Origin of the sequence: Mycobacterium sp. 1245111.1, assembly GCF_001673405.1 — a bacterium.
Taxonomy (GTDB): domain Bacteria; phylum Actinomycetota; class Actinomycetes; order Mycobacteriales; family Mycobacteriaceae; genus Mycobacterium.
The window spans coordinates 20,784-47,111 of record NZ_LZLV01000093.1 but is presented as its reverse complement, the minus strand read 5'-3'; the positions used below and the strand labels follow the sequence as shown (position 1 = coordinate 47,111).

Genomic DNA, 26,328 nt, shown 5'->3' with positions numbered 1-26,328 from the left:
AGCTCCCCCGGTCGGCAGCGCGGTGGGCTGCGTGGATGGATACTCGCGCGGCGGCGCGGGCAATGTCGTTGCGGTTGACCATCACTGGTCTTCTCCGGACGGGTAGTGGGCGGGTTGCGCGGCGGCGGTCGGGGCGCTGGATCGCCTGCCCAACAGGGGGTCGATCGTGTCGCGCAGCGCGAGCTCGATGTCTTCGGGCATCAGCGCGAAGAACTCCTCGTCGGACAGGGCCTGCAGGTTGACGCCTTCGTGGCGGGTGCTGCGGTACTCGGCGGCGGACTCGAGAATGTTGCGCACGAATCGGCCGTTGCCGGCGACGTCGAGCAGCCGGCGGCCGGCGTGGTCGGCGACCATCAGCAGCGAGCGGGTTTCGTTGACGATGAGGTCGCGGGAGGCCTGTGGCAGCTTCCCATCGACGTGCGGGGCAAGCACTTCGGCGATCGCGCCGATCTCTTCTGGGCTGTAGGAGGAGAAGTTGATGTGGCGGGTGAATCGCGAACTGAGCCCGTCGTTGACGGCGAGCAGCGCTTTGATGTCGTCGGGGTAGCCGGCGATGATCACGACCAGGCGGTCACGTTCGTTTTCCATGCGCGCCAGGATCTCGTTGAGGGCGACCTTGCCGAAGTCGTTCTTGCTGTCGGCCACCGACAACGCGTAGGCCTCGTCGATGAACAGCACACCGTCGAGGGCGCTGTCGATGACCGCGTTGGTTTTCGCTTCGGTTTCACCGATGACTTGGCCGACGAGGTGGGCGCGACGCACTTCGACGAGGCGATCACTCTTGATCAGGCCCAGCCCGCACAGGATCTTGGCCACGACACGCGCGATGGTGGTTTTCCCGGTTCCTGGGGGGCCGGTAAACGCCATGTGCATGGATTTCGCGTAGCCGCCGCGGCCGCGGCGGGTCGCTTCGATCGCGTATGCCACATCGGATTTGAAGCGGTGGACCTGTGCTTTGACGTCGGTCATGCCGATCTGTCGGGCGAGCTCGGCGTCAGCTTCGGCGAGAAGGGCGTTCTTAGATTCTTCGCGTTGGGCTTCGCGGATCTCGGACAGGTCGGACTCGGTGTTGACATCCCAGAAGGAGCCGCGTTGTTTGATGAGTTCGGGGGTGGTTTGACGTAGCACGATGTTCGGGTTATCCAGTGCGGCAACGAGTTTGTCGGTGCGTGCGTAGGCCATTCCGCTGTTCCAGATGATCGCGGCGGCGTCTTCGTCACCTTTGGCGCGCTCGATCAGGCCCAGGTAGTAGCAGGCTTCGGCGCCGATGTTGATGTATTTCAACGACTCTGCGCTCTTGAGACGTTCCTCAGCGGCGGCGAAGTTGCCCAGGTGGGCGTAGCTGATGCCGCTGAGCAGGTATGCGGCGGCTTGGATGAGTGCGTCGATCTGGTCGGTGGTGCGGCCATGGGCGTCAACGATGTGCGGCGACTGGATGGGCGTCACCAGGTCGATCACGTCGTGCCAGCGTTGGGCTTTGAAGTGCGCGTACGCCTTGAGTAGATCGAGTATCGGCAGCGGCGGGGCGGCCGCGTCGATGACCGAGATGGCATCGGCGAATCGGGATTGCTCGATCAGCACGCTGGCGTAGCCGATGTCGGCGATGGTCGGGGTGCGTAGCGAGAACGTGATGTCGAGTTCGGGGATGACGTTCACTTTGGTTGCCAGCGCGTCTTTTTGGAGGCGCTGGCCGCCTTCAGTTACGGCGGTCAGCAGCCGGCCCCAGGTGTTGCGGGTGCGGTAGATGTCCTCGACGAGGACGGGTTTGGCGGGTTCGGGTTCGTCGAGTTGGGCCAGCGCCCGGTAGATGTCGCACTGGCTGCTGTCGAGCTGCTCTTTGCACCACATGAAGTGCTCGCGCGCAGAGGGCGCGTTGTGCTGCGCGAACCAGGCCTTGAGGCCGGTAGTGAAGTAGTGGATCAGGTCTTCGGTGAGCTCGGGCATGTTTGTGAATTCCCCCGGGGTAATGGTCTTGTCGGTCGCTGAGCGTGGAAGTCTGCGGCTAGCGAATATCGGCGATGTCGGTTCGGGTACACAACTGGTAGTTCGGGCTGTGCAGCTGCTGATAGGTGTTGACGATGCGTTGAACACGGGCCGTGGCGCCCATCAGCGCTGTTCCTTCCGTAGAGCCTGTTTGTCGGCGCGGCGATTGGATCGTGTTGCGTGCTTGCGATTTTGGTCCGCGTGGACTCCAGCGTTTTTAGGCCGTTGCTCCTCGTGGATGCGGCGAGCGTCGTTCGGTGGCACTGCAATCTCGTTTGGGGTCATGGCTTACGTGGCTCCGCCGGCGGGTCGGCCCACGATGGTGATGTGGCCGATCGCGAAGGATTGGTCGACCTTTGTGGCGTCGGGGCCGCCCAGGATTCCTGGTATCAGGCCGCCGTCTTTGTTGGGGACCGCGGGCGGGCGTTGGGTTTTCTGAATGGTCGCGGTGATCACCTGAGTGGCGATGTTGGGCAACGTGAGTGTCGCCCCTCCCCGGGTGGGATTGATTTTCTGGACGATCTGTCCCGGGAAGCGCCACAGGATTTGGGTGACGACCCGGTGCTCGTTCCAGTGGTCGGCGCCGCTGGGTTCGACGTAGTCGAAGCCGGCGACGACCGTGATCGAGGAGACGATGACGGGCTGGTTGAAGGAGATCGTCAGGACGCCGCTGTCGACGCCGTACACGCGGGTGCAGATCCAGGCCTGGCTCTTGTCGCTTCCGAAGATCAGGCCCGGGTTCGGCGAGCTGCCCGCGGGGCATTCCGATTTGACGTCGGAGGGCATCAGCGGGGCTGCTGCCGGGCTGAGCGCGGTGGTGGCTGGCGCTTCGGCGGTGGGGCGGGGCCCATCGATAGGTGTGGTGTCGTGGTGGCCGGTCAGCGCCAGCGCGGCGACCAGTGCGATGGCCATGCCGGCGGCGGCCGGGGTGGCGATGCGCAGCCAGCTCGGCGCGGTCTTCCATCGCTGCGACGCCGAGGCCAGCAGCCGGCGGGCAGTCGCGGGCGCCATTGAGCCGGGCAGCGGGATGGGATCGGTGGCCGGCTCAGGTGGTGTGGCCGGGGGTTGGTCATGGACGGGTTCGATGTCGGCGACATCGTCGGGAACGACGACCGTCGCCGGCTTCGGCGGGGACCACAACGCGTAGCGGTCCTCGTAGTCGTCGTCGTTGTCGGCGTACAGGTCGTCGGTGTCGGCAGGCGCTGCGGGGGTGAAGACGTCGGCGACTTTGCCGCCGCCGCCGCCGGTGGTTGGCGAGTGCGCGCCCCACGGCGCCGCTGCCGGTTGGTCAGGGGGGGACGGTGTGCGTGGTGCGGGCTGATCGTCGCGCGCCCAGTCGTCCAGCGGGGCATCGACATGGGGCCGCGGCGCCGGCACCGGTGCCGCCGGGGGCGGGAGGACCTCGTTGAGCAGCGAATTCATTGCGGCCAGTTCCGCGTTCGGGGACATGGTGTCGTCGGTGAGGAACTCATCGACCAGCGCGTGGATGCGCTGTTTTTGGTTCTGGCCGAAGTTCGCCGGATCGAGGATCGCGCCGTATTTTTCCGTCATGTCGGTTGGCGCCTCCGCTCCGATTCTTAAACTGAAGTTTATGCTTGCGGCGAGTTGCCCACCGCGTGGAAAGACACCTTCATCATGCCGTCGAAGCCCGAAATTCAGCTGACCGCAAGCGCGACACGACGTCTTTTTTTGGCCACCGCAGCGGCCGCGTGGACCGCGATTGTGGCGGTGATTGCGCTGTCGTTTTGGTTGATCCGGATCGAGACATCACAGCGTCCCGTCAACGTTCTCAACGAGATCAACGGCTATGTCGGCGCGGAGTTTTTCGCCCACAATTTCTTGTTGGTGTGGCTGGCCGGCGGCGCGCACGAGGCAGAGAAACTGGCCGCGATGGCAGCGATGCCCGGCCAGCCGCAACTCAGTGCCGACCCGTTCACGGTGCTCGACATCAATGCTGTTCCACCAGTCACCCGCACGAGTGCAGGCAAGGAAACCGAGTGGGGTTTGACGTTGGCGGCCACTGTGATTCCGCCCGGTTCCAACGGCAGCACCCGCAGCTATTTCCACGTCACGTTCCTTGAAGCAGGCGGAACATACAAGGCGTTGATGTGGCCGCGGCCAGTCAACAACAACGCGCGCGCCGTGCAGATCGGGGCCTATTACACCGACGGAATCGGCGTGAACAGCCCGCTGGGAACTCAGGTCGGGTCGTTTCTGACCGCGTTCTACACGGCCAACAGCGCGGGCTCGCTGGGCAGTTATGTGTCCTCGCAGTTCACTGATTCCGCGGTGAAAACCTCTCCCTACACAGGGGTTTCGCTGACCGCCATCAACGCGGCCAAAGGATCGGAGGACACCGCGTCGGCCAAGCCCGGCACCACCGTTCATGTCCTGGCAACGGCGAAGGCGTCGGTCAGTACCGACACGTTCAGCACGATCGACGTGCCGCTGCGACTGACGCTGAGCAACAACAAGCAGTGGCTCGTCGACGGTTTCGACGAGCCGGTGCACTTCGGCTCGGTTTCCTACAAGTAGTGCCGCCGCGGGATTCTGCGCCCTCAGCTGCCCTGCTGGCGCACCGCAACGCGGGCGCCTGGCGCGAGCCCGCGCAGCGCGTGTTGTTGCCACAGCGTGGGCGTGTGGGCCGCCAGGGCGCGGCTGAGGGTTCACACACTTTCGGTGATCGAGCAAGTCACTGGTCACCTTGACGAGCAGGGTCAGGACCGCGGGCAGCAGGGCTAAGACGGCTTCTCCAAGAATGTGATTCGACGCGCGGACGACCGTGTGAGTGATTGTGCCGGCGGTGTCGATGTAGGTGTCGGCCTGGTCGAAGGCGGCCGCCTTCGGCGTGAACTCACGACTCATCATGCTTGCGATGCACGCGGCCCTATGCGTGCTATACGTGCTTGGGGCTATGGGGTGGGTGGTGCTGGCGGCGGGGGTCCGGGCGGAAGCTGCCACGAGCCTGACGCCGATCTGGTCGGCACCGCCCCGGGGCCGTGCCCTGCGCCTAATTGGACTGCGGTGGCGGTGATCTCGGCGGCTGTCCCGGGTGTGATGTCAACGCTGACACCGTTGATGTTGTAGTGCGAGATGTCTTTTCCGTTGTTGAGGGTCGCGGAGTTGGCGCCGACGGTGTAGGTGTTGCCGTCGATTGTCGCGGCCGGTGTGGGCAGCAGGGCTGCGGTCCAGGTGGTAGGTGAGTAGAAGAGCTTGCCTTGCAGGAGATCTCCGGCCACTACCCAGTAGGGCGGGGACGGGACGGGCCCTGAGATGCCCAGGGCTGCCAGGAACTCGTCGTCGCCGCGGATGAAGACGACGCCGTGATCAAGGAGGGCGTCGCCGCGGGTATGCCCGGCGGTGATCGTGCCGGAGCCGGCGGCGTCGTCGTCGGTGAACGCGGTTTGTACGCCGAACTTGTGGCCGTTGACGGTGATGGTGCCAGCGGAGCGGTGAGCGCCGGTGCGCTGCAGACCGAGCAGCGAATTGATCGCCGTGGTCTCAAGCGGCGTGAGCGCGCGGGCGGTCGGCACGGCTTGCGGGGCTGGGGTTGCCGGCGGGTCCGGGCGGGTCAGGAACGCGGTCACTAGGGCGGTGACGGCGATCAGGGCCACGATCGTCACGGGGACTGTTACGCGGCGCCAGTTGAACGGTTTGGGTGCTCGCCAGTTGTAGTTCGCGGTCGGCATCAGTTGGCTCCCAGGTAATTTCGTGGTTGGTGGGTGGACGGGGTTGTATGTTGCGGCCGCTCAGGTCAGTAGGCTCCGTAGCCCGCGGCGCGGCGGGCTTCGTGGAATCGTTGAAGTCCGGCGCCATCAGGCGAGATCTTGTATTCGGCCATCATGTAAGCCACGCCGGCGGAGCCGCTGGCCTCGGGGTCGAACATGTTATTTGAGGTGCCGCCCACGTGGTAAGTGGCGAAGGTGCCGGGTTTGCACTGCGCGATACCGCGGGCGGCGTCGCCGGCGGCGCCGTCGCTGCGGGCGGCTCCGGTGTTGCCGGCGTCACGGTTGACCGCATCGGGGTCGAAGCTGCTCTCGTGGAACCACTGATTGGTCAGGATGTCTCGCCACGTCGCCCTGACTTGCGGGTCTGTGCTGATCCCGTTGTTGTCCAGACACCGGTCGATCAGGCCGGCGACTTGCGACTTGTTTAACGTCAAACCGGTTGGATGGAAGGCGATTTGACTGTCGTGGAGTGGCTGACGGCCTCCTGGGGCGCGGGCGGCGGCCGTGGAGGCGTTGGGAGTGCCGGAGCTGTCGGCGCCGGCGAGAAGTTTGGCCAGGGCCGCGGGGGCGACGTTGAAGACGCCGGGGGCGGGGGCAGGCATCGACATCTGTGGCGGTGACGGCATGGCAGGCATGGCCGGTGGTGCGGGCATGGGCATGGGTTCGGGGGCAGCCATCGTGGGCGCGCCGGATGTGAACGGGCTGGCGGGCCCGGCCGGTTTCGACAGGGCGTCGCGCAGTGCGCTCACTCCCCCGGGATCGGCGTCGCGGTTGGTGCGCTCGGCGCTGGCGGCGTCGGTGTCGGAAAGCCCTGCTGCAGCGTCTTTTCCATGATCGAGAGACTTATCGGTGGCGTCGATGTTGTCTTTGGTTTTGTCGTTGTGGTCGTGCAGCGCCTTGCTGATGGTCGGATCTTCGAGCCCGTGGTGGTCGGGGTCGGGGATGCCGTCTCGGTGGCCGCGCAGCGCCTCCTGGCTGGAGGTGTAGGTCTGCTGCGCGGTTGGTTGGTCGACGGCGATGTCGCCGGCGGTGTCGGTCATCGCGGGGTCCTTTTACGCATGGCAGCTGCGGGCTGCGTCAGTTGTTGGGCGGCACCTGGCCGGGGTTGAGTCCGGGTGTGCCGGTGTTTTGGCCGGGTAGAACGCCCGGCTCGGCGGCAGCTGGTGCCGGTGCAATCGGCGGCGGCGGTGCCGGTGCGGCGACGGATGCGGTCTGAACGGGCGCGGCCCCGGCCGGTGGTGCCCCGTCGTCGGCCAGGCGGAAGAACCCTTGGTGGGGGCCGTCGAACTGGGCCACCTCGGAGAGGGGTTTGACCTCGCCGGACTCGGTCAGCGCCATCGCTTGTCCGTCAACGACGCCGAGGAAGACGCCGTTGTGGTTGTTCGAGCCCATGATCACGTCACCGGGTTTGATCTGGTCGACGGGCACGTTTTCGCCGACGTCCTGTCCAGGCGGGGGCAGCTTGAAGCCTGCTTCTGAGGCGGCTTGCGCCACGCTCTTGTGCCCGGCGCCGTCGGTGCCGGTGAGGTTGTGCGCCAGGGCCGCCAGCTTGGGGTTGTCGAACGTCCACTTGCGGCCACCGATGTCGGTGGTGTTGGACGCCGGGTTGCCCGCTGGGGTGGCCTCAGCTGGTTGACCTTTGTTGTCCGCAGGCGCAGCGGGCCCGCCGATCGGCGGTGCCTGGTTGGGCAGCACAGGATCTCCCGGCGCTTTCTTCGCGTCGTCGTTGGGCTTGTTCTTGTCATCGATCGCTTTCTGGAGCGCGTCCTTGTCGATGGGCTTGTCATCCCCCAGCCCCTTGGGGCCGCCGAGGCCGCCCGGGATTTGCGGCATGCCGCCCAGACCGGGGATCTGCGGCATGCCGCCGGGCATACCTCCACCAGGGAATCCGCCTTGCGGGAGCCCGCCGTTGCGCAGCAGTGAGGCCAGGTCCTTAGCGGGGTCGGCCGCGTTGGGATCCGGCGCGGCCGCAGGCAGCGCGCCGGGCCCGCCCGGCGCCGGCGCGGGCAGCGGGTCTGCTGGTGGTGCGGCCGGAGTGGGCTGATCAGGCTCCACCGACGACGTCGTGTCCGCGTTGGTGCGGTTGGGCTTGATCGTGAAGACATCGGCCGCCGACGCCAGCGTCGAGGCCACCCGGCCCATGTCGTCGACGGCGCTCTTGAGCTCGCCCGTGGAGTCGGACATGTTGCCTTCGTTGACGTGGTTGGCCATGAACGGGATCAGGCCTGAGGTCGAGTTGTTGATTTCCTGACGGTTCTTGAGGTTGACGTCACGGAATGCCTGGTAGGCGTTGTTAGCGCTGGTCGCACCCGACATCAGCTGAGTGCCGATCGCGGGTAGCTGCGATGACTGGAATTCCGCCAGCGCGTCGACACCGGGCTTGGTATTAGCCCAGGAGTGCACGACGTACTGCTCGTCGGGTGCGGACTGGTAGGCGTTCGTCAGGTCCTCGACAACCTGTGTCAGTTTGCTGTTGAAAGCGTTGACGCGGTGCGCGACGTCGGCGAAGTCGCTGGTTGTCTGCACCGCCGGGTCAGCCGTCGGCCACACGTCGTCGGGGTTGTAACCGAACGCGGCGGTGTTGGTGCGGTACATCCCGTGGTCTTTTTTCTCGATGACTGAGTCGCGGTTGCCGTCGTGGGTCAACGGCAGAAAGTGGGTGCGTGGCGGCTCCGGCGCGGCGTCGATCGCAGGTGCCTCGCTGCCGCCGCCGATCACCGAGGCGATGAGGTTGTTGAACGCCTTGCGGCCGTCGGTGTCGATGAACCACAACGCCACGGTGATTCCGGTTCCCAAACCCGGTACCGACAGGGCGCCCAGGCGCAGCAACGTGCTCGCCGCCAGTCGTGAACCCAGCGCGGCTCCCCGTTTAGCGGCCAGGACCCCGCCCTCGCGGGCAGCGGCTTTCAGGCCGTCCTCGGCGAAGATGCGGCCCATGCTGCGTTTGGCGTCGCGGGCAGCTTCCTCGCCGGCCGCCGAGCTCGCCTCAGGTGGAGCAGCGGCCCCCGGTACCGGTGTTGGCTTCGTGGCCGGGTCAGGCGTCGCAGCCGGATCCGGTGTTGTGACGGCCGGCTGGGTCGCCGGGTCGGGTGTCGCAGCCGGGTCAGGCGTGTTCGCCGGGTCAGGCGTCGCGGCCGGGTCGGGCTGACCGGAGGCCGGCGCTTGCACGGTCGTGTTGTCGTCCATGGGACTGCCGGCGGAACCGTCCAGCGACGTCTGCGGCGTGGTCTGGGGCGCCGCCGCCTCCGGTGTGCGGCCGGCCAGTCGGCCCAGTGTGTCGTTGATCGTGGTGTTGCCGACCACGCGGTGCAGCGCGAACGCGCTACCGAACGCGCCGGCGGGATCCAGGCCCGCCTGCAGGACGTCGCCGAACACGTCTGACTGCCCGCCGGAGACCGGAGGTAGGGACGTGAGTTCGGCAGGGTTCAGTGTTGCTGTCCCCGCGCCGTTGCCCGGCACCGGAGACGGTGTTGGTGTCGCGTGTGTCATGGTCGTGTTCCCCCCATTGCTAGCGGCGCCCCTCGCCGCGGCCGACAACCCCGCTGGTGGCGACATCGTGATCGATGTCGCCGCCTGTGAAGTCACTGTCTTCTCGAATGATTCGCTCGCCCTTGCCCTTTGCTGATGCGCCGCCTCGCCCACCCATCGGCGCCATCGGCGCCATCGGTGCCATCGGCGCACCGCCTGCGGGTCCAGAGGCCCCGCCTTCGGCTGGTAGTGGCGTCACGGTGAATGGGTTGGCGGATCGGCCCGATACGTCGGCGCCTGTCTGGGCTCCTGCGATGGTTGGCATGGCCGGCAGGACATCGGACGACACGTGGGTCTGGCCCTCGCCGGGCTGCCAGCTCGGGTCGGTCAATCCCGGTGCTGGCGGGTCGTCGTCACCGGACTGCAATTGATCGAGCATGTCGGCGAGGTCACCGTCAGGGCTGGTGGCACCTGCCAACGTGGCCGGGGCTTGCGGGGCGCCGGCGGGCGCACCGGTGGGTTCCAGTTTCTGCAGCGTGCCCAGGATCGCGCTGAGCGGGCTCATTCCGCCCAGTGGTGAACCTGCGCCGTCGGGCAGATCGGATGTTACCGAGTCCAGATCACCTGCGGATTTGGCTTCGCCGTTGTCGAATTTGTCTTGTGCGGCCTTTTTCTGGGCGAGCAGGTCAGAGAGGCGATCGGTGGCCGTGCGGACGTCGTCGGGGCTCCCCGCGCCGGCGGAGGCGTTCGCGGCAGCGACGATGACAGCTTCTTGAGCGGCGCGGATCTGCTCGTCGGAGGGCATTTCGACGTCGCGTTGGGCGACGAGGCGCTCACGGTCGGCGGCAGCTTTGGCGGCCGCGTTGGCGGCGTCAGCGATCGCATCCAGGGCGGCGCCGTGTTGGGTCAATGCCCGGCGGACAGCGTCGGCAGCGTCGCCTTGGGCGCTGTCGTCAAGCCCGATCCCGGCGAGCGTTTCCCGGATCGCGGCGATGTCGCCGGCTACTCGATCTGGATCAGGAGGCATGCAGCATCGGTCCTGTCGCGGGCGAGGAGGCCAATCGGCGGGCGTAGTCCTGGTGCCAGACGTTGAACGCATTGATCAGAACGGCGTTGATCAATGCCGCGGCGTCGGCCGGGGCCAGCTGACACACCGAGTCGGCGATTTTCAGGTCGCCGAGGCGGCCCCGCCAAACCAGCGCCATCACCGTGGGTGCGACCGGGTCGTTGGCGTAGATGCCGATCGCATCGTTGAACGCCGCGGTGTTGTGTGCCTCGATCTGCTCGAGCGCAGCGATGCAGGCCCGGATCTCGTCCAGTTCCTGGTACATGGGTGCGCCCTCCCCTGCTGATGGCTATTCATTGCGATTGGTTCAAAGCGTAGGCGTGGCGGCGCGCGCGCAACACGTCCCGCGCCCATTCTCGGCGTCTCGTTTTATCTAATTGGGCGTCTCGTTTTTAGCCATTCGGCGTCTTGTTTGCTGTGTTTGCCAACACGCACGAAAATAGTGTGCCGCGACGCGTTTCTAACCTTTGCCGGTGCGTAATGATCGGCTTACACTGGCGCACACAAAGGGGGCGTCGGGGTTACAGAAGGAACCCCACCCGTCGGATCACACAATGAAGGGGTTCCAACCATGCCACAGGGCGTCATCAAGCAGACCAACGAAGACATGCTGCACATCGCGACCAGCGGACAGTCGCTGTGCGATGACTACAGCGCTCAGACCCGCGCACTGGTCAACGTCGCCAACGAGTTGGCCGTCACGCACATGCGCGGCGCCGCGGGCACCGCGGTGCTCAACAAGACCACCGAGCTCCAGGCCACCGTGGATCGCATGACCCACACCGCCTCGGAGAAGTACCAGGGCATCGGACAGTTCGCGCACGCCGGCCAGAACTCGGCGCACGAGGCCTCGTCTCGAATCATGGCGATCCAGTCGGCCTGACCCCACGACAACGACCTAGAAGAAAGGGCAACACACCATGGGAGACATCAACTACGACCTCGCCGGCATCGAGGGACATCTCGCTGCCGTCATGGGAATTCACCAGTCCAAGCAGGACCTCGGCCAGCAGATGGTCGGCCACTACACCAACCTGGACCAGGTCGCCTCGGGACGGGCCACCGACGCCGGCATGGACTTCTCGAACATGGCCAGCCACGCACGCAACCAAGAGGCGGAGGTCATCCAGGCCCTGCACCAGGGTGTCCACTCGGCTTCCGAAGACCTGCAGAGTGTCGACCAGGGCTTCATGGGCCAGATGGGCGTCTAAGCAGCGCGCAGGCCGCCGGTAACCGGCGGTAGGCAACAAATCAGCCCCCGGGATCAGGACTCCCGGGGGCTGATTTGTATGTCCGGCCACCGTCGCCAGCCCGCCGCGGGGCCTCCACTGGCCCGACGCGGCGCAACGCGCGGAGGTAGACGCAGCACCACGCACAGTGAGAGCGCGCATACACGCGGCCGACATGTCGGTAATGGTGGGTGCACACCTGTTCCAGCAATGTTCCGCAAGTTGTTGCTCATTAAAAGTGTCGCCAACCGAAGCGCTGATAAGCCGCTGCTAGCCTTCAATCTGCGTTTAATAATTTGACTTTGCTGGAGGGAAACGCCATGGCAACCCCTGTGTTGTTCACCGTCGAACTGTTCCCGTGGAACAGTCTGAAAGGATCGCTTTTCGAAGATTCGGTACGCGAGTTCAACGACGAGCTGCGCACATTCTTCGACGACAAAGTAGAGCTCGTCGACATTCCGCACGACTCGTCGAATCTGACCGAGACCGACACGGTGTACGGAACGGGCACCGAACAGGAGCCCTATGTCGCCGCGACAGTGGTCATCGGCTTCAAGGGCACCAACTTCGACGAGGCCCAGGCGCTGGCGGACCAGTTCACCGAGACGAAGTTCAACCACGTCTCGGCAGAAGTGGTGCGCGAGCCCGTGACCGCCAGTCCGGCCACCAGCTCCACTCCCCCGCCTCAGGAGGCCTGAGCGCGGCCGGGCAACACACGCCCGTCGAACAACGAACGCGGCACTCGCGAGTCCAAGTCCCTCGCCAGTGCCGCGTTCTGCATTTCAATGCCATGTTTACGACGCCCAGGCGCCGCGCAGCGGGTTCGGATCGCCGGCCGGGCCGGGGAGGTGCCGCGCCGGCCTGGGTGCGGGCCGTTGCAGCCGATTTGAGGCCGTCGCGGCGGGCCGTGGGCCAGCGGGCGGCGGGCCGGCGCGATCACGGCTTGTTCGCGCTGCTCATCGCCCATCCAGGGAGCCCTAAGGCCTGGCTAGGCGATATGGGCGTCGGTCAGTTCGTCACTGTGACGCACGCGGGGTTGATCCGGCGCGCATGACGGGCAGAAATCGCGTCGCGCGGCGCCAAGTTCGCTGTTCGATACCCAACCGCGGCGGCGGCGAGCTTCAGCGCTGCGGCCGGGATGGCTCTCGTCGGCTAGTTCGGTCGCGTCGCAGCCGTCGCAGTTGACGACATTGATTTCGTCGTCGAGCTCGCGGCCGGTGTCCGGGGTGTTGGTCGATCGGATGGCGCGTAGGCCCGGTGGCTGGATTTCCACATTGACGCGATCGTGTGCGGCGACGACGCGAGGATGCTCTCGGTGAGAACGGGGCTCTGCAGGCGGCGGGCCGGCCTGGTGGTCGGCGTTCGGCAGCGGGTGCGGGTGTGAGGTGCCCGACGGTGGAGCGGCTGCGGGTTGACCGGGCAGGCCGAAAAGTTCCAATGTCGCGTACGCGATCGACAGATCCAGCATGAGAGGCCAGATCCAGGTCAGCGAGGGACGTATTCCGCCGGCCAGCGCGAGGCCCCGTAACGCGTCGAAAGACAGGGCGAATGCGCCGGCACCGAGCAGGACGGCGATAACGCGGGCAGCCCAGTACCTGAATCCCCCGCCGCCGGCGACGCGCGATCGCAGCCCGGCGCCGTGGGTGGTTGCCAGGAGGACAGCCGGCGGCGCGATCGCGATGCCGGCGGCGATCAGCGCGGGCAGTCGGCACGCCGGATTCAGGACTGCGTGCGCGACATTGCCTGCGCATGAAGCGGCTGTGGCCAGCATCAGCAGTGTCCAAAAGAAGCGCCGGATCTTCCGCACGGTGGGTTCCGGGGATTCTTCTGCTCGCGGCGGTGTGTTCGCGGCGATCGTGGTCATGGTGGTACTCCCCCGTTTTTCGGTCGAGTTGGTTGCGCGCTGGACGTGGCCCCGACGGTGGGTGGACGCGCAGCTTCGCTAGGGCGCTGACAGCAGGGCTCTCAACGCGCGGGTGAAGAGGCCGGTTCTCAGATCTCCCAAGGCCCGTTGTTATCGAGCCACTCCCTGACCGCTGTCTCGACGATCTGGTTTTGGCTGATCTGGCGGCGCTGCCGGAAGCTGTGGACGATGCTGGCCTGCTTCAGGTCTTCGATCAGAACCGGGTCCAGGCGGTAGTTGACCTGCTTTTTCGCGGTCGCACCGGCGCCCGCATCGGGGTGCGCCGGCGCGGGTGCGGGACGCGCGGCGGCGGTAGGCGCCGGGGCGGGCCGGGGTGCGGCGGTCGGGGCCGGAGCCTGGGTGGAGGCGGCGCGTCCTTCTGCCTGATCGATCAGGCCGCTGACAGGGTGTCCCTCGTCGGCCCTGGTCAGAACTTTCTGCCGGGTGATTCTGCCGTTACTCATGACGGGCACTGCTCCTTCAGTTGAGGGTGTCGATGATGGGAAGTTCGATGAACAGATCGGCGTATGCGGAGCTCAAAGCCCTTGCTCCGCTTCCTTTCATGGCGTGGATCGGCATGGCTAGCCCGTTGGCGTCTTTCCAAGCCGCGCGCTTCGGGATGACCGTTTTGGCGACCAGGCCTGGGTAGAACTCGCGGATTTCGGTTTCGCGGAAGTCCTCTTCGCCGTTGTTTTCCTTGCGGGTGATGACGATTCCGGCGACGTCGAGTTTCTCGTTGACACGCTTTTTGACGAAGGAGGTCGTGTCGTGGACGTTTTTGATGCCTCCGAGGCTGTCGACGCTAGCCTCGGTGACGTAGACGACCTGGTCAGCGGCGACGAGAGCCCCGACTAGCAGGCGGCCCACGCTGGGTGGGCAGTCGAATAGGACTGCGTCGTAGTCGCTGAGGTCGCAGCCCTCAAAGGCCTCACGCAGCCGGAAGATGACGTCGTTGGCGCCGTCGAGGTCGCGGTTGGCGAGATCGAGCGTGCCGGGAATGAGATCGATTCCGGGCCAGGGTGTTTCGACGACTGCATCCAGGGCGGTGCTCTCTTGGAGCTCAAGGAGGAGTTCGTTGGCGGTGGCTGTGCCCTCCTCGAGGTTGTTGATGTCGACGCCCAGGCCGCGGGTGAGGTTGCCCTGCGGGTCGAGGTCGACGGCGAGGATCTTGTGGCCCAGAACGCCGGCGGCGCTGCATAAGCCGAGAACGGTGGCGGTCTTTCCGACGCCGCCCTTCTGATTGGCGATCGCGGTTTTCTTCATCTCCCCTAGCTCCTGTGTCTAGTGGCGGTTGCGGTGCTCCCACCGCTACCCGTCCTTGCTGCGGTTGCGGTGCTCCCACCGCTCCCGTGTGTCGCAGCGAGTGCAGCGCTCCCGCCGCTCCCTCTGCTGTCAGTCCTTGCTCCACTTTGCGTGCTTGCGGTGCTATACATGCGGTGTAAAGCATCGCTATTGTTGCGTAGCAGGTTATAGTTTGACATTGCAACGTGGTTGACCGCTACATACTGCGGCGTGTCGCAATTCTTTTTACCGCACCCACCCGCTATGGGGTGTACCGCTGCCGACTGTGGCGCACCGCTGGTTAGTGCAGTGCACACGGCCGCACCGCACGTCATTGCTGCGTACTGTGGTCGACCACGCTGCATCACTCTGCAGCGTTTAGCGGAGTAGTTGTTTTCTGCTACCTGCATTGCGGGTTTATGCAGAGCGCTGCGTCGTATTACCTGCACCGCACCGCATGCATATGACCTGCGATGCGGTGTGCCGCGTTGCGCTGCATCCGCAAGCAGTACCTTACGGTCCATTGCGGCGTAGCGCGGAGTAGGCGATAGCGGCGACCAGCAGCGTGTCTGACTGCAACGCAATGGGGTGGGGGCAGGCACAGCGCAGTCCTTTCATGGTCGAGGGGCGCTGTCGACAGCATTACGCCGCTTGCGGCATTTCACTGACGCGACACCGTTGCGACATGGACTTTTCCGTAGGCCCGCTCAGATCGGAGGCGTGCTGCTAGGGGTGCTTGCAGCAAAAGCACGTCAAGCACTGCGGCGCGATGACGCCGCCGCGCAAAGCGGGGGAGCGGGCCCGAGGCTGCATTAGCAACGGAGCGGCACGACGGTGCGCACCGAGGCTTGAAGTGGTTGCAGAACTTGCGATCCTTGCGGTGCTATACATGCGGCCACAGCGAGCGCTGCTTTACCCGCGATCAGCGGCTTTTAGCGGTCTGCGCTGCAGACGCCGTCAGGCCCCTGATCCCCAACTTCCCAGTTCTGGCAGGCGCAACGCCGGCCTGGGTTGAATGTTGTCTTCCACGAGGCCCTCGAACACCTGTCTCGACATCGCCTCGTCGCGCGCGAACGCACACCACCCCGAGATGACCGTGTTGTTGGCCGCGACGCCGGTCCAGCGGCCGTAAAGGTAGTCACTGCTCGCCGGCAACCACAGAAATACCGACTGGCGGCTTCGCGTCGTGCGGCCTGGGGGGCGGTACCAGCCGATCAGGTTCTCGTTGTCGAAAATTTGCAGGTGGCCGCGCCAGTAGTTGTCCAAGAGCAGGAAGTCGCCGACGCGCAGCGCGTTGACCGTGTGCAGGTCCGCGACGTCGCGATGCTCGAGGCCTCCTTGCCAGATGGCAAACCACTGACCGTTGAAGTCCACCGGTCGAGGTTTGACGCCGGCAAGCTGGGCCAGGCTGATGTCGAGAGCCGCGCATACCGCGGCCGCAGCCGCCAGGGTTGGTTCCTGCTCTCCGGACTCAAAGCGCTGGTAGACGTCCAAAGTGAGGCCGGCGGTGTTGGCCGCGCGGGTTTGTGTCAGGCCGAGCTCGCGGCGGCGGGACTGCATGATCTCGCCGACCACTGAAAGCCCCGGGGTTGCGGCCTTCTCGGAGCTGGCCGGCACCTGGCCGGACAGCTCCGCAAGAGTCACGTCGAGCGCCTCGGCGATCGAGCGGGCCGCCGTCAGTGGAGGTTCGCGATCGCCGCTTTCATAGCGCTGGAACGTGCCCTTGGGGATGTTCGCGGCGCGGGCCAATTCTGCTTGCGACATGCCCAGGCGCTCACGCGTGGATTTGATCACGGTCGCCCACGGCGCATCAGTCATGCCGAAACCGCCGTCAGTGTCGAGTTCCAGGTGATCAGCCGCTGGTCAAGGGCGTGCACAGCCGGGGTGTTGTCCCAGTCGCCGAGCATTGCGCGCACCGCTGTCACGCGGGTACCGACCACGGCGTAGGTCTCGTCGGCGAGCTGGTCGAGCGCGCTGTTGATCAGCGTGCAGGCTTGCTTGGGGTCGTGGGTTAGCGCGGCCACGGCCGCCAGGTCGCAGTAGGTCAAGGCTCGCAGTTTCGTCTCGTTGGCGGGCAGGTCGTTGAGGGCGCGCTCCAGGGCGAGCCGGGCATCGTTGAGGCGGCCGGAGGCAAGCAGCGTGTTGGCTTTAGCGGTGGTGAGGCGGTGTGCGCTGAACCAGTCCAGCCAGTCCGGTTTGGCTCCGTCGGCCTGCCGGTACATCTGTTCGGCGTGCGCGATGAGGGTCGACGCCTGGCTCTGATGGCCTGCGCGAGCCTGGATTTCCGATTCGACGATGTCGAGCCAGGCCACCAGCATCGCCGATTCAGGCGCGCGGTCGGCGAATGCGCGGGCGGCGCGCAGCATCTCCGGTCCTCTTGTCCTGGTGTTGGGGGTGCGGGTTGCTTCCATGGCGAGGTGGCCCAGGGCTGCGGCGGCGAGGCCGTCGTCGCCGGCGGCGCGGGCGCATTCCAGCGATTCGGTGAGGCATGCGCGGGCGGCGGCCGGGTCTTGTAGGTCGAATAGCAGTAGGCGGCCGGCGAGTAGCCATGCCTCGGATGCGGGGGTCCCCAATCGCGCCGCGAGGTCCTCGGATGCAGCGTGCAGAAGCGTTGAGCCCAGTTCTGCATGCCGAAACACGGAGTGCTGCAGCATGTTCGCTGGAACCGACCAGTACAGCTGGCGGTAGGCCGCGGTCAGTTCTGCGAAGTGGGTTGCGGCGGCCGCAGGGATGGTGTCGCGGAATCGAGTGGGTGTGCGGGGGCGTGGCGCTGATGGCGGCAGAAGGCTTTCGGGGGTGGCCGGTTCAGTGGGGGAGGGGAGTGGTTGGCCGCCCTTGCGGGTGAAGCCGAGTTCGGCGATCGGCCGGCCGAACAGCGCTTCGAGCGTCTCGATGTGCGGGCGGTGGGGCCAGCCGGGTGCGTCTGACTCCCATCGGCGGATAGTGCGGGTCGTGACCGAGAGTTCGCCGACGCCGATCTGAGCGGCCGTGGCGGTAAGTGCGTCCACGAAGTCGCGTTGGGAGGCCAGGCCCTGTTCCTTACGGGCGGCGCGAAGCCGGACATTTCCGTCTTCCGTTGTGACCACAGATCGGATGATACGTCCCTGATCAGGGCAGAGCCAAGCACACGCAGCGGTCAAACCTCAACTCGTTATGTCCGCTTCAGGTTCTTTCACCCGAAAGGCTTAGAGCCATTCGGCGGATGAAGGCTCAAAAAATCTTCGAAAAGACACGAAGTTTGGTGTTGACGGCGTCTCTGTTTGGGGTCTACTGTCGGCATCCATACGGCGACGCCTTCGAATCACCGTTCGGGGCCGACCCAGAACCGACAGCATCACCGACCCCGCTAGGAGGTGCCTCCGCTGCCACCAAGTAGCGACCGGGCCACCACGAACTGTCAAACGTGCGGATCCGGATCGCGACCCCAGAAAGCGACAAGCCCTCGGAAACCGGGGGGAGTTGCCGAGGGCCTGCCATGTCCTTCATCTCCGACCAGCTGCGAACTGGATCGGAATCCCACCACCAAGGGGGAGATTGTCTTGCCAGACTCAACGAACACTAGCGGATCAGTGCTTGAGCGCGACCCATTCACGATCAGGCGCGCCACCACTCTCGACGAGTTTTTGAATACTCCGGAGATCGTCGCCGATGACTATCTCGGGATCGTGCTCGACGACGACGGCGTCAATGTTGCCGACGACGAAGACGAGGAGAACTGGCGCGATAGGGCGCTGTGCGCCCAGACCGACCCCGAAGCGTTCTTCCCGGAAAAAGGCGGATCAACCCGCGAAGCCAAGAAGACATGCCTGGGCTGCCAGGTGAGGTCGGAATGCCTCGAGTACGCCCTGGCCCACGACGAGCGCTACGGAATCTGGGGCGGTCTCAGTGAGCGCGAACGCCGGCGCCTCAAGCGGGACGCCGCGTGAGCGCGCCAACGGTGATGTCGCCGAACTTGATTCGCGGTGTCGCCAACGTTCTTGATGGCGGGCGCAGGACCGCGCTGCGGTCCTGGGAGAAAAACCGCTGCGACATCTACCACTGCGCCGAGCGCGCATGGCGCGCACAGGGAATGGTGGTTCCGCTCACGGCCGTCATCGCCCAGCTGCGCCGCGTGGTCCCCGAGGGCCGCATCCTGCCGTACCAGGACGTCGAGGGCATTACCCGAGCCGACGTCGCCGCGAAATTCACCGAGGCCCGCGAGGCTCTGCTCGCCGACGCGGATGCGCTGGACGGTCCGCACCTCATGTCGATCGGGGTGGCTCAATGACGAGCGCGCTTCGAGCGGGGACGTCGCCGGCGGCGGGGGGACATCCCGCCGGCGACGTCCCAACCACTGGCGTTACGCCGGTCTCAGTTTGTGAAGGTCACCGGGCGAGGGGTGCGGTGACCGCCGGTCGAGTGGTCCGCCGGCGAAGGGGGGGCCTGGAGCAGGTCGCCGGCGGCCACTCGCACGGTGCTCATCAGTCCGCCGCGGCGCTGGCCGGGGGGACGGCGCCGCGAGGGAGGTGGTTCTGATGCCTCATCGCCGCGAGAGCTCTGCCGAGCCGACTTGGCGTAACAAGGCCGTGTTCCGCACTACCAACCAGCACCGATGCCTCACCGCGGCCGCCAAGCAGTCCGAGCGCGCCCAGGAGGCGCTGCGGATTCTCGCCGAGCGCGACTTGTCCGGCACGCCGGTGTGGCGCAAGCGGTGGAGGGATGTGTTGGAGAGCCGAGCCGGCGACCCTGAGTCCTCACTTGCTGAGCTAGCCGCCGCGATCTCGCCTCCGATGACCAAGAGCGCGTACTCCTGCCAGCTCGACCGGGCGATTCGTTTTGCGCAAAAAGTTGCTGATACAGCAAACAGCGAATCCGACGACAGTGAGGCGTCGCCGCTTGTCGGAACCGCCTCTTACGATTCCAAGCCAGCTCCAGCAATGTCATCTCTTGGCGGGGATGTCGGGGCTGCGCGTACACCCGAACTCACCGTGCACAGGGGGATCCCGATGAACACAGCACCACGTCATGACACCGGGTTTCGGCCCGTTGAGCGCAGCGAGGTCCGCCATGGCATCGCCTGACGCGACTTCCAGCACCGGATCGACTGTGGCCGCGTTCGTTCCGCGGCCTGCGGGACGGTGCGCCATCTGCAACCACGCCGCCCCTAAAGGGGTCGAGACGTGCACCCAATGCCTGTCCGACTACGGGTTGCCGACGCGGGGGGTGGCCTAGCCATGGCCTCACGCAGCGGAAACGGCGTGGATCCATCCGGCTGGTTGGTCGTTGACCCCTCCGGGCAGCCCTATTCCTGGTATGGCTTCGACCTGGCCAGCGACGACCAAGCCGCCTGGCACAAGTTCGAGTCCGACGCCGGTCTCCGCGCGCAGCTGGCGGCCGCGGGCTGGACAATACGGGCGGGCTCTGGCGTCGAGCTCGCCTTGGGTCATAACCGCGGCGTGAGCGTGAGGGTGTCCGCGTGAGCGCGGTGAGCGGGGCGGGCTATGTCGTGCCTGTCCTGCGGCGCCCCGACAGCGGCCGCGATGACCGGGACTTGTTCGAAGATGTCTTCGCCCGCCGCGTTGCCCAGGTGGCAAACGGATCGATTCGCGTTGTCTCCGTTGATCGTTCATCAGGTAGCGACGTGGTCGTGACGGTTCACTCGGCGACCCCGGGAGTCGACGCCGCGGCGATCTGCGTCGGCGTCGACGGCACCCGGCTACGCGACGTGCAAGCCTGGTTTCCCGGACAGCGCATCACCGTGGTTAACGGAGTCGTGGGCCTGGCAACGCCGATCCCAGTGGGCGGCGTCGCTCCTGCGATCCCGGCCGCGTCCTGAAGGCGCGGCGATGTCATGACCTTGATGCTGGATTTAGCTGTTCCCGACAGCGATAGCGCGCCGCAACGGCGATACATCGACTCCGGCGCGGATCTCTCCGACGACGGACGGTATCGCTGGCGGCTGTGGCGCCGTTGGGCCGAGGGCCCGGCGCTGATGATTGTCGGGCTCAATCCCTCGACGGCCGCCGCCGACGTCGATGACGCCACGATCGTCCGAGAAGTCAATTTCGCCAACGGTTTCCACTACTCGGCATTGATGAAGCTGAACCTCTACGCCGGCCGCGCAACCGACCCGCGTGACTTGGCCGGCATGGATGACCCGGTCGGGCCGGACAACGACGCGTATCTGGACCGCGAAGCCGCACGCCACGATCTGATCGTCCTGGCGTGGGGGAGTAACGCCGATCGAGTGCGCGCCCAGAGCGTCGCCCGCCGCATCTGGCGCAATGACTGCCTAGTCACCGGGACCAGCCTGGCGGTTCTGGGGTGGACACGTGGCAACCAACCCCGACACCCGCTGTATTTGAAGTCCTCGACACCGCTGCAGCACTGGCAACCGGGTACGCGCGCCGACGCCGGTGGGTCTGATTCGCGCTGGCGGTCGCTGCTCGGCGAATCTGGCCCGGGGGGAATGCGATGACTGCCACCTCCATCGAGTGGACCGATGTCACGTGGAATCCGACGACGGGCTGCGACCGCATCTCTCCGGGGTGTGACCACTGCTTCGCGTTGACGTTGGCCAAGCGTCTTAAGGCGATGGGATCGCCGAAGTATCGAGTCGACGGTGATCCACGTACCAGCGGTCCTGGCTTCGGCGTCACCGTGCACCCCAGCGTGATCGAAGAGCCGCTGCGGTGGCGCACGCCGCGAAAAGTATTCGTTAACAGCATGTCTGATATCGCGCACGCGCGCGTCGGGCGTGAGGCGGTGGCGCGGATCTGGGCGGTGATGGCCCTCACCGGGCGGCACCGGTATCAGGTTTTGACCAAGCGCCCTAAGCGGCTCGCGTTGATGCTCACCGATCCTGCGTTCCGCGACCTGGTCGCCGAGCAAGCCAGCGACATCATCGGCCGCACCCCGCCGCACCGGGGTCGCTGGCGCCTGGACCTGGCCGGGGAACGCCTGGCCGGTGACTCCGGGCGTGGCGCCGAATGGACCGTTACTCGCTCCCCAAAGGGCAACCTGTGGTCACCACCGTGGCCGCTACCCAATGTCGGCGTCGGGAGCTCGATCGAGTCCGACGACTACAGCTGGCGCGCCAACGTTCTCCGATCCCTACCGGCCGCGACGCGGTTTGTTTCCTGCGAGCCGCTGCTGGGTCCGCTACCCAGCCTCGATCTGGATGGGATCGACTGGGTGATCGTCGGCGGCGAGAGCGGGCCGCATTGCCGGCCAATCGAATTGAGCTGGGTACGCGATCTTCGGGACCGCCGCGGCGGCGCCGCGTTTTTCTTCAAGCAGGTCGGTGGACGCACGCCCAAGGCCGGGGGACGAGTGCTGGACGGCCGGATCTGGGCGGAGTTTCCAGCCGCCATGCAATTGGAGTCCGCCGCATGACTGGATACGAGCGAGCACTGGAAGGGGGTTTGGTGATGCCTGTCTGGACGCGAGTGATCAATGCTGGCAACGAATCCGGGCGCGGCGATGCCCGCAGCGAATATGCGCCGACGGAATTCGCCTATCGGGTGATCCAGCAGTGGGATAACGACGGCCCTGTCCTGGGATGGATCTTGCCCGCGCCACCGCGGAGAGCGGGGTGGCGCGCCACGCCGCCGTGGCGGCACTGCGCGGCGATCGCGCGCGGGCTGGGCTACGGAGGCATCGATATCGGCTTTCTGAGCGCTGGCGGCCGGGATGACAACGCGGCCGATCCACGCTTGTGCGCGATCGCTCACGACCGGGATTTGGTTGTCCTGGCGTGGGGTTCATCGATCAGCCGCGCGCGCACGCGCAGTGCTGCGGCGCTGCTCTGGCGTGAGCTTGCCGCCCACGATGGCTCCCTGGCGGTCTTGGGGTGGACACCTGAAGGGCAGCCCGCCGCAGTGGACAGCGCACCCAAACACCCTGTGTTGACGTGCCTTTGCTGTGCCCCCGCGGTGGCCGGAGACCCGCTTTTTGAGCACGACCGGCGGTTCGATCAATTGCTCTCGGGAGTGGCCGCATGAAATTGAGATCACGCGAGACGAAAGTGGCCGCGCCGGCGGTGGCGGACTTGGCTGCGTATCGGCGACGCAAAGGCTGCCCCCGGACCAAGGCGGCGCTCGGTGCTGTTTCCGCGCCGCTGGCTGCTGCGGTGTGCGATAACGAGTTGCACGGTGACGCAAAGCTATTGGTCGTCTGCTGGACTGCGCTGCAGGAGGCGGCCGGGCCTGAGGCGGCCAGCATGCTTGATGCCGTCACGTTAGCTACCGGGCTGCGTGGGTACGCGGCGCTGCGTTGGACGGCCAGCGTGATTATCGGGGCCCGCAAGGCGGGTCACGAGGCTGCCCTGGCCAGCTACATCAGTGTCGATTGGCCGCGGCTGCAGAGGTGGGCTGTGTCATTTAGCGCTGACTATGACCAGGGCCGGGCCGGCGCCACGGGCCGGGCGGAGAACGACGCAGCCGTGTCGGTCCACGGATATCCCTAAATGTCGTGATGCGATGAACCCGCAACGCGGGTACCCGCGCGCGATTTGTGTCCCGATTCGTAGCTGAGAAAGGAGTCCTCACACCAGATCTTTGGTACCCGAGCGGCCCGTGGCGGGCGTTTGGGCTCCTCGACAACTACATCAGTGGGGCACACGGCAATCCCCCCAGGAGGGGGAGTTGGACGCGAAATGCATGCCACCGGAGGAGATAACTCCGGGCCGTTGAGATAGAAGTTGGCGCTTCAATCTCGTGCCCCTCGCTAAGCGAAGGGACTTTCACCGTGCCAGGTGAGTTCCAGGGTAGAGCATGCCCTGATAGCAGTGCAAGCACTCCAAGCACTTCGACACAACGTATTTGCCACGCCACCTCGCCGCGGTACCGGCGGCGCCCGACACGGCGCCAGGAATTCGCCGAGTGGGTGGCAGAACGCGGTCCGATGCCGGCCTCAGTCCCGGTATGGACATCGCGGCGCGGCTGGATAGGCGTGGTGGCGCAGTGGGCCGACACCGAGGAAGGACAGCAGGCGTTGCGAGCTGTCCATCTGAGTGTGCGCAGATTCGCCGCGGTGGTGCGCGCCCTGGCGGTATTCGCCGACGGTTCCACGGGCCGCAACGTCGCAGTCACCAACGCCCGAGTTGCCCGCCTGGCCGGCGTCTCTGAGCGGTTGGTCACCACCGTACGAAAAGTGCTCGCAGAGGCTGATTTAGCTGTAGAGGCCCAGCGCGGATACGGGATGAGACACGGTCGGCGCAACCGGCCGTCCATCTGGCATCTGGTCAGCCGGCGGCGCGCAGTTTGCGACCTTCCCCGCTCTACTAGACCTACCGACTTATCTCCTGTTTCGAAGAACTCTCCAAACGCGCGAGCGCGTCGGCGAAAGCTGACACACAAAAAACCACCCGTCCAACCCCGGCCTCTGCATGTACAGCGCCTCGCCGCGCACCTGGCCGAGAACTGCGTCGGACTGCGCACCGCCCACCCTGGGCGCTGGGCTGGAGTTCTCGAGCGCAGCCACCTGCGTACCGCCGAATGGTCCGGCAAGCAGCTGGTCGCCGCACTGAATGCCACGATGAAGGAGCGTGGCTGGCACTGGCCCGATCGTCCCGTAAACCCGGTGGGATTCTTGACATTCCGTATTTCTCAGCTGCCCGAGGTCCCGCCAACCCCCGAGCAGGCCCCCGCGCGTTCCACGTACGAGCGAGACGATATCCAGGTTCCGGCGAGCGCCGAGGTGCGCGCCACACAATTGGCCCGGATCCGCGCGGTCCTCTCCGCAAGCCGGAGGAACGCATGAGCGCCCCGGCCCGCCGTGACGCCGGCAACGGCCCCCGACAGATCCACACCGCGGTCGCGGACGAGGTGCCACCTAGTGAGGATTACGGCCGCCAGCCGCCGCAGGATCTCACCGCTGAGCAGTCGGTGCTGGGCGGGATGCTGCTAAGCAAGGACGCGATCGCCGACGTCGTCGACAAGATTGGGCCCGGCGACTTCTACCGCCCAGCCCACCAGCTGGTCTACGACGCGATCCTGGACCTTTACGGCCGCGGCGAACCCGCTGATCCGGTGACGGTCGCCGCCCTGCTCGACCGGCGGGGTCTGCTGCGACGCGTCGGGGGCGCGCCGTACCTGCACACGCTGATCTCGACAGTGCCGACCGCCGCGAACGCCGGCTACTACGCCGGCATCGTCTCAGAGAAGGCGCTGCTGCGCCGCCTGGTCGAGGCCGGTACCCGGGTGGTGCAGTACGGCTACGCCGGCGCGGAGGGCGCCGATGTCGCCCAGGTCGTCGACCGGGCGCAGGCCGAGATGTACGAGGTCACCGAGCGGCGTACCGCCGAGGACTTCGTTCCGTTGGAGCAGCTGCTGCAGCCGATGATGGGTGAGCTGGACACCATCGCCTGCAATGGGGGGATAACCCGCGGCGTGCCAACAGGTTTCGCCGAGCTTGACGAGGTGACCAACGGCCTGCACCCCGGGCAGATGATCATCGTCGCGGCCAGGCCCGGCGTCGGGAAGGCGCTGGCGTTAGACACGCCGCTGCCGACGCCGACAGGGTGGACGACTATGGGGCAGGTCGCGGTCGGCGACCAGTTGATCGGCGCAGACGGCAGGCCAACGTGCGTGGTCGCCGCCACGGACATCATGTGGGGCCGGCCGTGCTACGAAGTCGAATTCTCCGACGGCACTGTGATCGTCGCTGACGCGCAGCACCAGTGGCCGACGCGCCGCGGTATCCGCACCACCGTCCAACTTCGGTGCGGCCGCGACACTGTGGCACCCGCCGAATCCGTCGAGCGCTACCAAGCCCACCGCGGAACCACCGTCCTGCTGGCGCCCGTGCTGCATGTCGTCGCGGTCCGCCCGGTGCGTAGCGTGGCGGTGCGCTGCGTACAGGTCGACAACGCCGCACACCTGTATCTGGCCGGCGAGGGCATGATCCCTACCCACAACTCCACGCTGGGGCTCGATTTCATGAGGTCGTGCTCGATCAAGAACCAGCTGGCCAGCGTCATCTTCTCGCTGGAAATGAGCAAGTCCGAGATAGTCATGCGACTGCTGTCTGCCGAAGCGAAGATCAAGCTCGGCGACATGCGCTCGGGTCGGATGAGTGACGACGACTGGACTCGGCTGGCGCGGCGGATGGGCGAAATCACCGAAGCGCCACTGTATATCGATGACTCGCCGAACCTGACGATGATGGAGATCCGCGCCAAAGCGCGCCGGCTCAAACAAAAAGCCGACCTGAAGCTGGTCGTGGTCGACTACCTGCAGCTGATGACGTCCGGCAAGCGAGTCGAATCGCGGCAGATCGAGGTGTCCGAATTCTCCAGGCAGCTCAAGCTTCTGGCTAAAGAGCTCGAGGTCCCCGTGGTGGCGATCAGCCAGCTCAACCGTGGACCCGAGCAGCGCACCGACAAGAAGCCGATGCTGTCCGACCTCCGTGAGTCCGGATCGCTGGAACAAGATAGCGACATGGTCATCCTGCTCAACCGACCAGATGCGTTCGAGCGCGACGACCCACGGGCCGGCGAAGCGGACCTGATTCTGGCCAAACATCGCAACGGGCCGACTAAGACGATCACCGTCGCCCACCAACTACATTTATCCCGGTTCACCAACATGGCTCGCGTATGAAGATGATTTCTCGATCCTGCACGCACCAACCGGCGGTGCGGACGGACAGGGTAACTAGCAGCGACAGCACAGCGCTCACGTATAGCAA

Annotated in this window: 27 protein-coding genes; 15 read left to right on the top strand and 12 right to left on the bottom strand. The window is 65.9% G+C overall.

The annotated features are described in order from the left end of the window. Positions 1–81 precede the first annotated feature (81 nt). A complete protein-coding gene (locus A5658_RS13090) occupies positions 82–1,944 on the bottom strand; it encodes an AAA family ATPase (RefSeq protein ID WP_067335256.1) in 1,863 nt (620 codons plus the stop codon). 327 nt (positions 1,945–2,271) lie between these two features. Continuing rightward, positions 2,272–3,534 (bottom strand): hypothetical protein, encoded by a 1,263-nt coding sequence (locus tag A5658_RS13085; RefSeq protein ID WP_067335253.1) that lies wholly within the window; start codon positions 3,532–3,534, stop codon positions 2,272–2,274. A gap of 54 nt (positions 3,535–3,588) precedes the next feature. Here A5658_RS13085 and A5658_RS13080 point away from each other — a divergent pair, with 54 nt between their 5' ends. After that, positions 3,589–4,518 (top strand): conjugal transfer protein, encoded by a 930-nt coding sequence (locus A5658_RS13080; RefSeq protein ID WP_067335249.1) that lies wholly within the window; start codon positions 3,589–3,591, stop codon positions 4,516–4,518. A gap of 377 nt (positions 4,519–4,895) precedes the next feature. Here the strand turns inward: A5658_RS13080 and A5658_RS13075 are convergent, their stop codons facing one another. The 5 genes from A5658_RS13075 to A5658_RS13055 all read right to left on the bottom strand — a co-directional run bounded on the left by A5658_RS13075 (position 4,896) and on the right by A5658_RS13055 (position 10,510). Continuing rightward, positions 4,896–5,672 carry a hypothetical protein gene (locus tag A5658_RS13075; RefSeq protein WP_067335246.1) on the bottom strand — a complete coding sequence of 259 codons (777 nt, stop codon included), beginning with the start codon at positions 5,670–5,672 and terminating at the stop codon, positions 4,896–4,898. Between the two features lie 65 nt (positions 5,673–5,737). Continuing rightward, the gene (locus tag A5658_RS13070; protein WP_067335243.1) at positions 5,738–6,751 is read right to left on the bottom strand and encodes a transglycosylase SLT domain-containing protein; all 1,014 of its coding nucleotides are present in this window, start codon (positions 6,749–6,751) and stop codon (positions 5,738–5,740) included. A gap of 37 nt (positions 6,752–6,788) precedes the next feature. Beyond that, positions 6,789–9,200, bottom strand: coding sequence for a hypothetical protein (locus tag A5658_RS13065; RefSeq protein ID WP_231997306.1), 2,412 nt, complete (start codon positions 9,198–9,200; stop codon positions 6,789–6,791). A gap of 19 nt (positions 9,201–9,219) precedes the next feature. After that, on the bottom strand, positions 9,220–10,206 hold the full coding sequence (locus tag A5658_RS13060; protein ID WP_067335236.1) for a hypothetical protein: 987 nt from the start codon (positions 10,204–10,206) through the stop codon (positions 9,220–9,222). Continuing rightward, positions 10,196–10,510, bottom strand: a complete 315-nt coding sequence (locus A5658_RS13055; RefSeq protein WP_067335233.1) for a hypothetical protein — start codon at positions 10,508–10,510, stop codon at positions 10,196–10,198. Before A5658_RS13055 ends, A5658_RS13060 begins: the two co-directional genes overlap by 11 nt. A 306-nt stretch (positions 10,511–10,816) precedes the next feature. Here A5658_RS13055 and A5658_RS13050 point away from each other — a divergent pair, with 306 nt between their 5' ends. The 3 genes from A5658_RS13050 (at position 10,817) to A5658_RS13040 (ending at position 12,172) form a co-directional block, all read left to right on the top strand. Beyond that, the gene (locus A5658_RS13050; RefSeq protein WP_067335229.1) at positions 10,817–11,128 is read left to right on the top strand and encodes a hypothetical protein; all 312 of its coding nucleotides are present in this window, start codon (positions 10,817–10,819) and stop codon (positions 11,126–11,128) included. Between the two features lie 37 nt (positions 11,129–11,165). Continuing rightward, the gene (locus A5658_RS13045) at positions 11,166–11,456 is read left to right on the top strand and encodes a hypothetical protein (protein WP_067335227.1); all 291 of its coding nucleotides are present in this window, start codon (positions 11,166–11,168) and stop codon (positions 11,454–11,456) included. Between the two features lie 338 nt (positions 11,457–11,794). Further along, positions 11,795–12,172 carry a hypothetical protein gene (locus tag A5658_RS13040; protein ID WP_082993141.1) on the top strand — a complete coding sequence of 126 codons (378 nt, stop codon included), beginning with the start codon at positions 11,795–11,797 and terminating at the stop codon, positions 12,170–12,172. Between the two features lie 290 nt (positions 12,173–12,462). Here A5658_RS13040 and A5658_RS13035 read toward each other — a convergent pair whose 3' ends face one another. From A5658_RS13035 to A5658_RS13015, 5 genes are all read right to left on the bottom strand, one after another. Continuing rightward, positions 12,463–13,338: a DUF2637 domain-containing protein gene (locus A5658_RS13035; RefSeq protein ID WP_067335222.1), complete on the bottom strand. Its 876-nt coding sequence runs from the start codon at positions 13,336–13,338 to the stop codon at positions 12,463–12,465. 128 nt (positions 13,339–13,466) lie between these two features. Beyond that, positions 13,467–13,841: a hypothetical protein gene (locus A5658_RS13030; protein WP_067335219.1), complete on the bottom strand. Its 375-nt coding sequence runs from the start codon at positions 13,839–13,841 to the stop codon at positions 13,467–13,469. Between the two features lie 16 nt (positions 13,842–13,857). Next, positions 13,858–14,640, bottom strand: coding sequence for a ParA family protein (locus A5658_RS13025; protein ID WP_067335216.1), 783 nt, complete (start codon positions 14,638–14,640; stop codon positions 13,858–13,860). Positions 14,641–15,615: 975 nt separating this feature from the next. Further along, complete coding sequence (locus A5658_RS13020; RefSeq protein WP_067335214.1) at positions 15,616–16,476, bottom strand: helix-turn-helix domain-containing protein; 861 nt, start codon at positions 16,474–16,476, stop codon at positions 15,616–15,618. Beyond that, complete coding sequence (locus A5658_RS13015) at positions 16,473–17,744, bottom strand: helix-turn-helix transcriptional regulator (RefSeq protein WP_231997304.1); 1,272 nt, start codon at positions 17,742–17,744, stop codon at positions 16,473–16,475. Before A5658_RS13015 ends, A5658_RS13020 begins: the two co-directional genes overlap by 4 nt. A 576-nt stretch (positions 17,745–18,320) precedes the next feature. Between A5658_RS13015 and A5658_RS13010 the strand changes: the two genes are divergently transcribed. The 11 genes from A5658_RS13010 (at position 18,321) to dnaB (ending at position 26,240) form a co-directional block, all read left to right on the top strand. Further along, a complete protein-coding gene (locus A5658_RS13010; protein ID WP_067335357.1) occupies positions 18,321–18,584 on the top strand; it encodes a WhiB family transcriptional regulator in 264 nt (87 codons plus the stop codon). Then, a complete protein-coding gene (locus A5658_RS13005) occupies positions 18,581–18,925 on the top strand; it encodes a hypothetical protein (protein ID WP_067335210.1) in 345 nt (114 codons plus the stop codon). Before A5658_RS13010 ends, A5658_RS13005 begins: the two co-directional genes overlap by 4 nt. Before the next feature lie 247 nt (positions 18,926–19,172). Beyond that, complete coding sequence (locus tag A5658_RS13000) at positions 19,173–19,718, top strand: helix-turn-helix domain-containing protein (RefSeq protein WP_156751445.1); 546 nt, start codon at positions 19,173–19,175, stop codon at positions 19,716–19,718. A 153-nt stretch (positions 19,719–19,871) separates the two neighbouring features. Further along, on the top strand, positions 19,872–20,117 hold the full coding sequence (locus tag A5658_RS12995) for a hypothetical protein (protein WP_067335205.1): 246 nt from the start codon (positions 19,872–19,874) through the stop codon (positions 20,115–20,117). Continuing rightward, entirely contained in the window at positions 20,114–20,473 is a 360-nt protein-coding gene (locus tag A5658_RS12990; RefSeq protein ID WP_067335202.1) for a hypothetical protein, read from the top strand. Before A5658_RS12995 ends, A5658_RS12990 begins: the two co-directional genes overlap by 4 nt. 15 nt (positions 20,474–20,488) lie before the next feature. Further along, the gene (locus tag A5658_RS12985; protein WP_067335199.1) at positions 20,489–21,115 is read left to right on the top strand and encodes a DUF1643 domain-containing protein; all 627 of its coding nucleotides are present in this window, start codon (positions 20,489–20,491) and stop codon (positions 21,113–21,115) included. After that, positions 21,112–22,032: a DUF5131 family protein gene (locus A5658_RS12980; RefSeq protein ID WP_067335196.1), complete on the top strand. Its 921-nt coding sequence runs from the start codon at positions 21,112–21,114 to the stop codon at positions 22,030–22,032. Before A5658_RS12985 ends, A5658_RS12980 begins: the two co-directional genes overlap by 4 nt. Next, a complete protein-coding gene (locus tag A5658_RS12975; RefSeq protein WP_156751444.1) occupies positions 22,029–22,640 on the top strand; it encodes a hypothetical protein in 612 nt (203 codons plus the stop codon). Before A5658_RS12980 ends, A5658_RS12975 begins: the two co-directional genes overlap by 4 nt. After that, the gene (locus tag A5658_RS12970; RefSeq protein ID WP_067335190.1) at positions 22,637–23,104 is read left to right on the top strand and encodes a hypothetical protein; all 468 of its coding nucleotides are present in this window, start codon (positions 22,637–22,639) and stop codon (positions 23,102–23,104) included. The genes A5658_RS12975 and A5658_RS12970 overlap by 4 nt, the downstream gene beginning before the upstream one ends. 437 nt (positions 23,105–23,541) lie before the next feature. Beyond that, positions 23,542–24,399, top strand: a complete 858-nt coding sequence (locus tag A5658_RS28100; RefSeq protein WP_156751443.1) for a hypothetical protein — start codon at positions 23,542–23,544, stop codon at positions 24,397–24,399. Then, a complete protein-coding gene (gene dnaB, locus A5658_RS12965) occupies positions 24,396–26,240 on the top strand; it encodes a replicative DNA helicase (protein WP_082993138.1) in 1,845 nt (614 codons plus the stop codon). The genes A5658_RS28100 and dnaB overlap by 4 nt, the downstream gene beginning before the upstream one ends. The last annotated feature ends 88 nt before the right edge of the window (positions 26,241–26,328 follow it).

What these genes read in the sequence shown, in the direction of transcription:
- A5658_RS13065 (WP_231997306.1), bottom strand. Translation starts at nt 9,200, where the DNA reads ATGACACACGCGACACCAACACCGTCTCCGGTGCCGGGCAACGGCGCG.
- A5658_RS13075 (WP_067335246.1), bottom strand. Translation starts at nt 5,672, where the DNA reads ATGCCGACCGCGAACTACAACTGGCGAGCACCCAAACCGTTCAACTGG.
- A5658_RS13085 (WP_067335253.1), bottom strand. Translation starts at nt 3,534, where the DNA reads ATGACGGAAAAATACGGCGCGATCCTCGATCCGGCGAACTTCGGCCAG.
- A5658_RS28100 (WP_156751443.1), top strand. Translation starts at nt 23,542, where the DNA reads ATGCCGGCCTCAGTCCCGGTATGGACATCGCGGCGCGGCTGGATAGGC.
- A5658_RS13000 (WP_156751445.1), top strand. Translation starts at nt 19,173, where the DNA reads ATGCCTCATCGCCGCGAGAGCTCTGCCGAGCCGACTTGGCGTAACAAG.
- A5658_RS12985 (WP_067335199.1), top strand. Translation starts at nt 20,489, where the DNA reads ATGACCTTGATGCTGGATTTAGCTGTTCCCGACAGCGATAGCGCGCCG.
- A5658_RS13050 (WP_067335229.1), top strand. Translation starts at nt 10,817, where the DNA reads ATGCCACAGGGCGTCATCAAGCAGACCAACGAAGACATGCTGCACATC.
- A5658_RS12995 (WP_067335205.1), top strand. Translation starts at nt 19,872, where the DNA reads ATGGCCTCACGCAGCGGAAACGGCGTGGATCCATCCGGCTGGTTGGTC.
- A5658_RS12975 (WP_156751444.1), top strand. Translation starts at nt 22,029, where the DNA reads ATGACTGGATACGAGCGAGCACTGGAAGGGGGTTTGGTGATGCCTGTC.
- A5658_RS13055 (WP_067335233.1), bottom strand. Translation starts at nt 10,510, where the DNA reads ATGTACCAGGAACTGGACGAGATCCGGGCCTGCATCGCTGCGCTCGAG.
- A5658_RS13090 (WP_067335256.1), bottom strand. Translation starts at nt 1,944, where the DNA reads ATGCCCGAGCTCACCGAAGACCTGATCCACTACTTCACTACCGGCCTC.
- A5658_RS12980 (WP_067335196.1), top strand. Translation starts at nt 21,112, where the DNA reads ATGACTGCCACCTCCATCGAGTGGACCGATGTCACGTGGAATCCGACG.
- A5658_RS13035 (WP_067335222.1), bottom strand. Translation starts at nt 13,338, where the DNA reads ATGACCACGATCGCCGCGAACACACCGCCGCGAGCAGAAGAATCCCCG.
- A5658_RS13020 (WP_067335214.1), bottom strand. Translation starts at nt 16,476, where the DNA reads ATGACTGATGCGCCGTGGGCGACCGTGATCAAATCCACGCGTGAGCGC.
- A5658_RS13045 (WP_067335227.1), top strand. Translation starts at nt 11,166, where the DNA reads ATGGGAGACATCAACTACGACCTCGCCGGCATCGAGGGACATCTCGCT.
- A5658_RS13040 (WP_082993141.1), top strand. Translation starts at nt 11,795, where the DNA reads ATGGCAACCCCTGTGTTGTTCACCGTCGAACTGTTCCCGTGGAACAGT.
- dnaB (WP_082993138.1), top strand. Translation starts at nt 24,396, where the DNA reads ATGAGCGCCCCGGCCCGCCGTGACGCCGGCAACGGCCCCCGACAGATC.
- A5658_RS13030 (WP_067335219.1), bottom strand. Translation starts at nt 13,841, where the DNA reads ATGAGTAACGGCAGAATCACCCGGCAGAAAGTTCTGACCAGGGCCGAC.
- A5658_RS12970 (WP_067335190.1), top strand. Translation starts at nt 22,637, where the DNA reads ATGAAATTGAGATCACGCGAGACGAAAGTGGCCGCGCCGGCGGTGGCG.
- A5658_RS13025 (WP_067335216.1), bottom strand. Translation starts at nt 14,640, where the DNA reads ATGAAGAAAACCGCGATCGCCAATCAGAAGGGCGGCGTCGGAAAGACC.
- A5658_RS13060 (WP_067335236.1), bottom strand. Translation starts at nt 10,206, where the DNA reads ATGCCTCCTGATCCAGATCGAGTAGCCGGCGACATCGCCGCGATCCGG.
- A5658_RS13070 (WP_067335243.1), bottom strand. Translation starts at nt 6,751, where the DNA reads ATGACCGACACCGCCGGCGACATCGCCGTCGACCAACCAACCGCGCAG.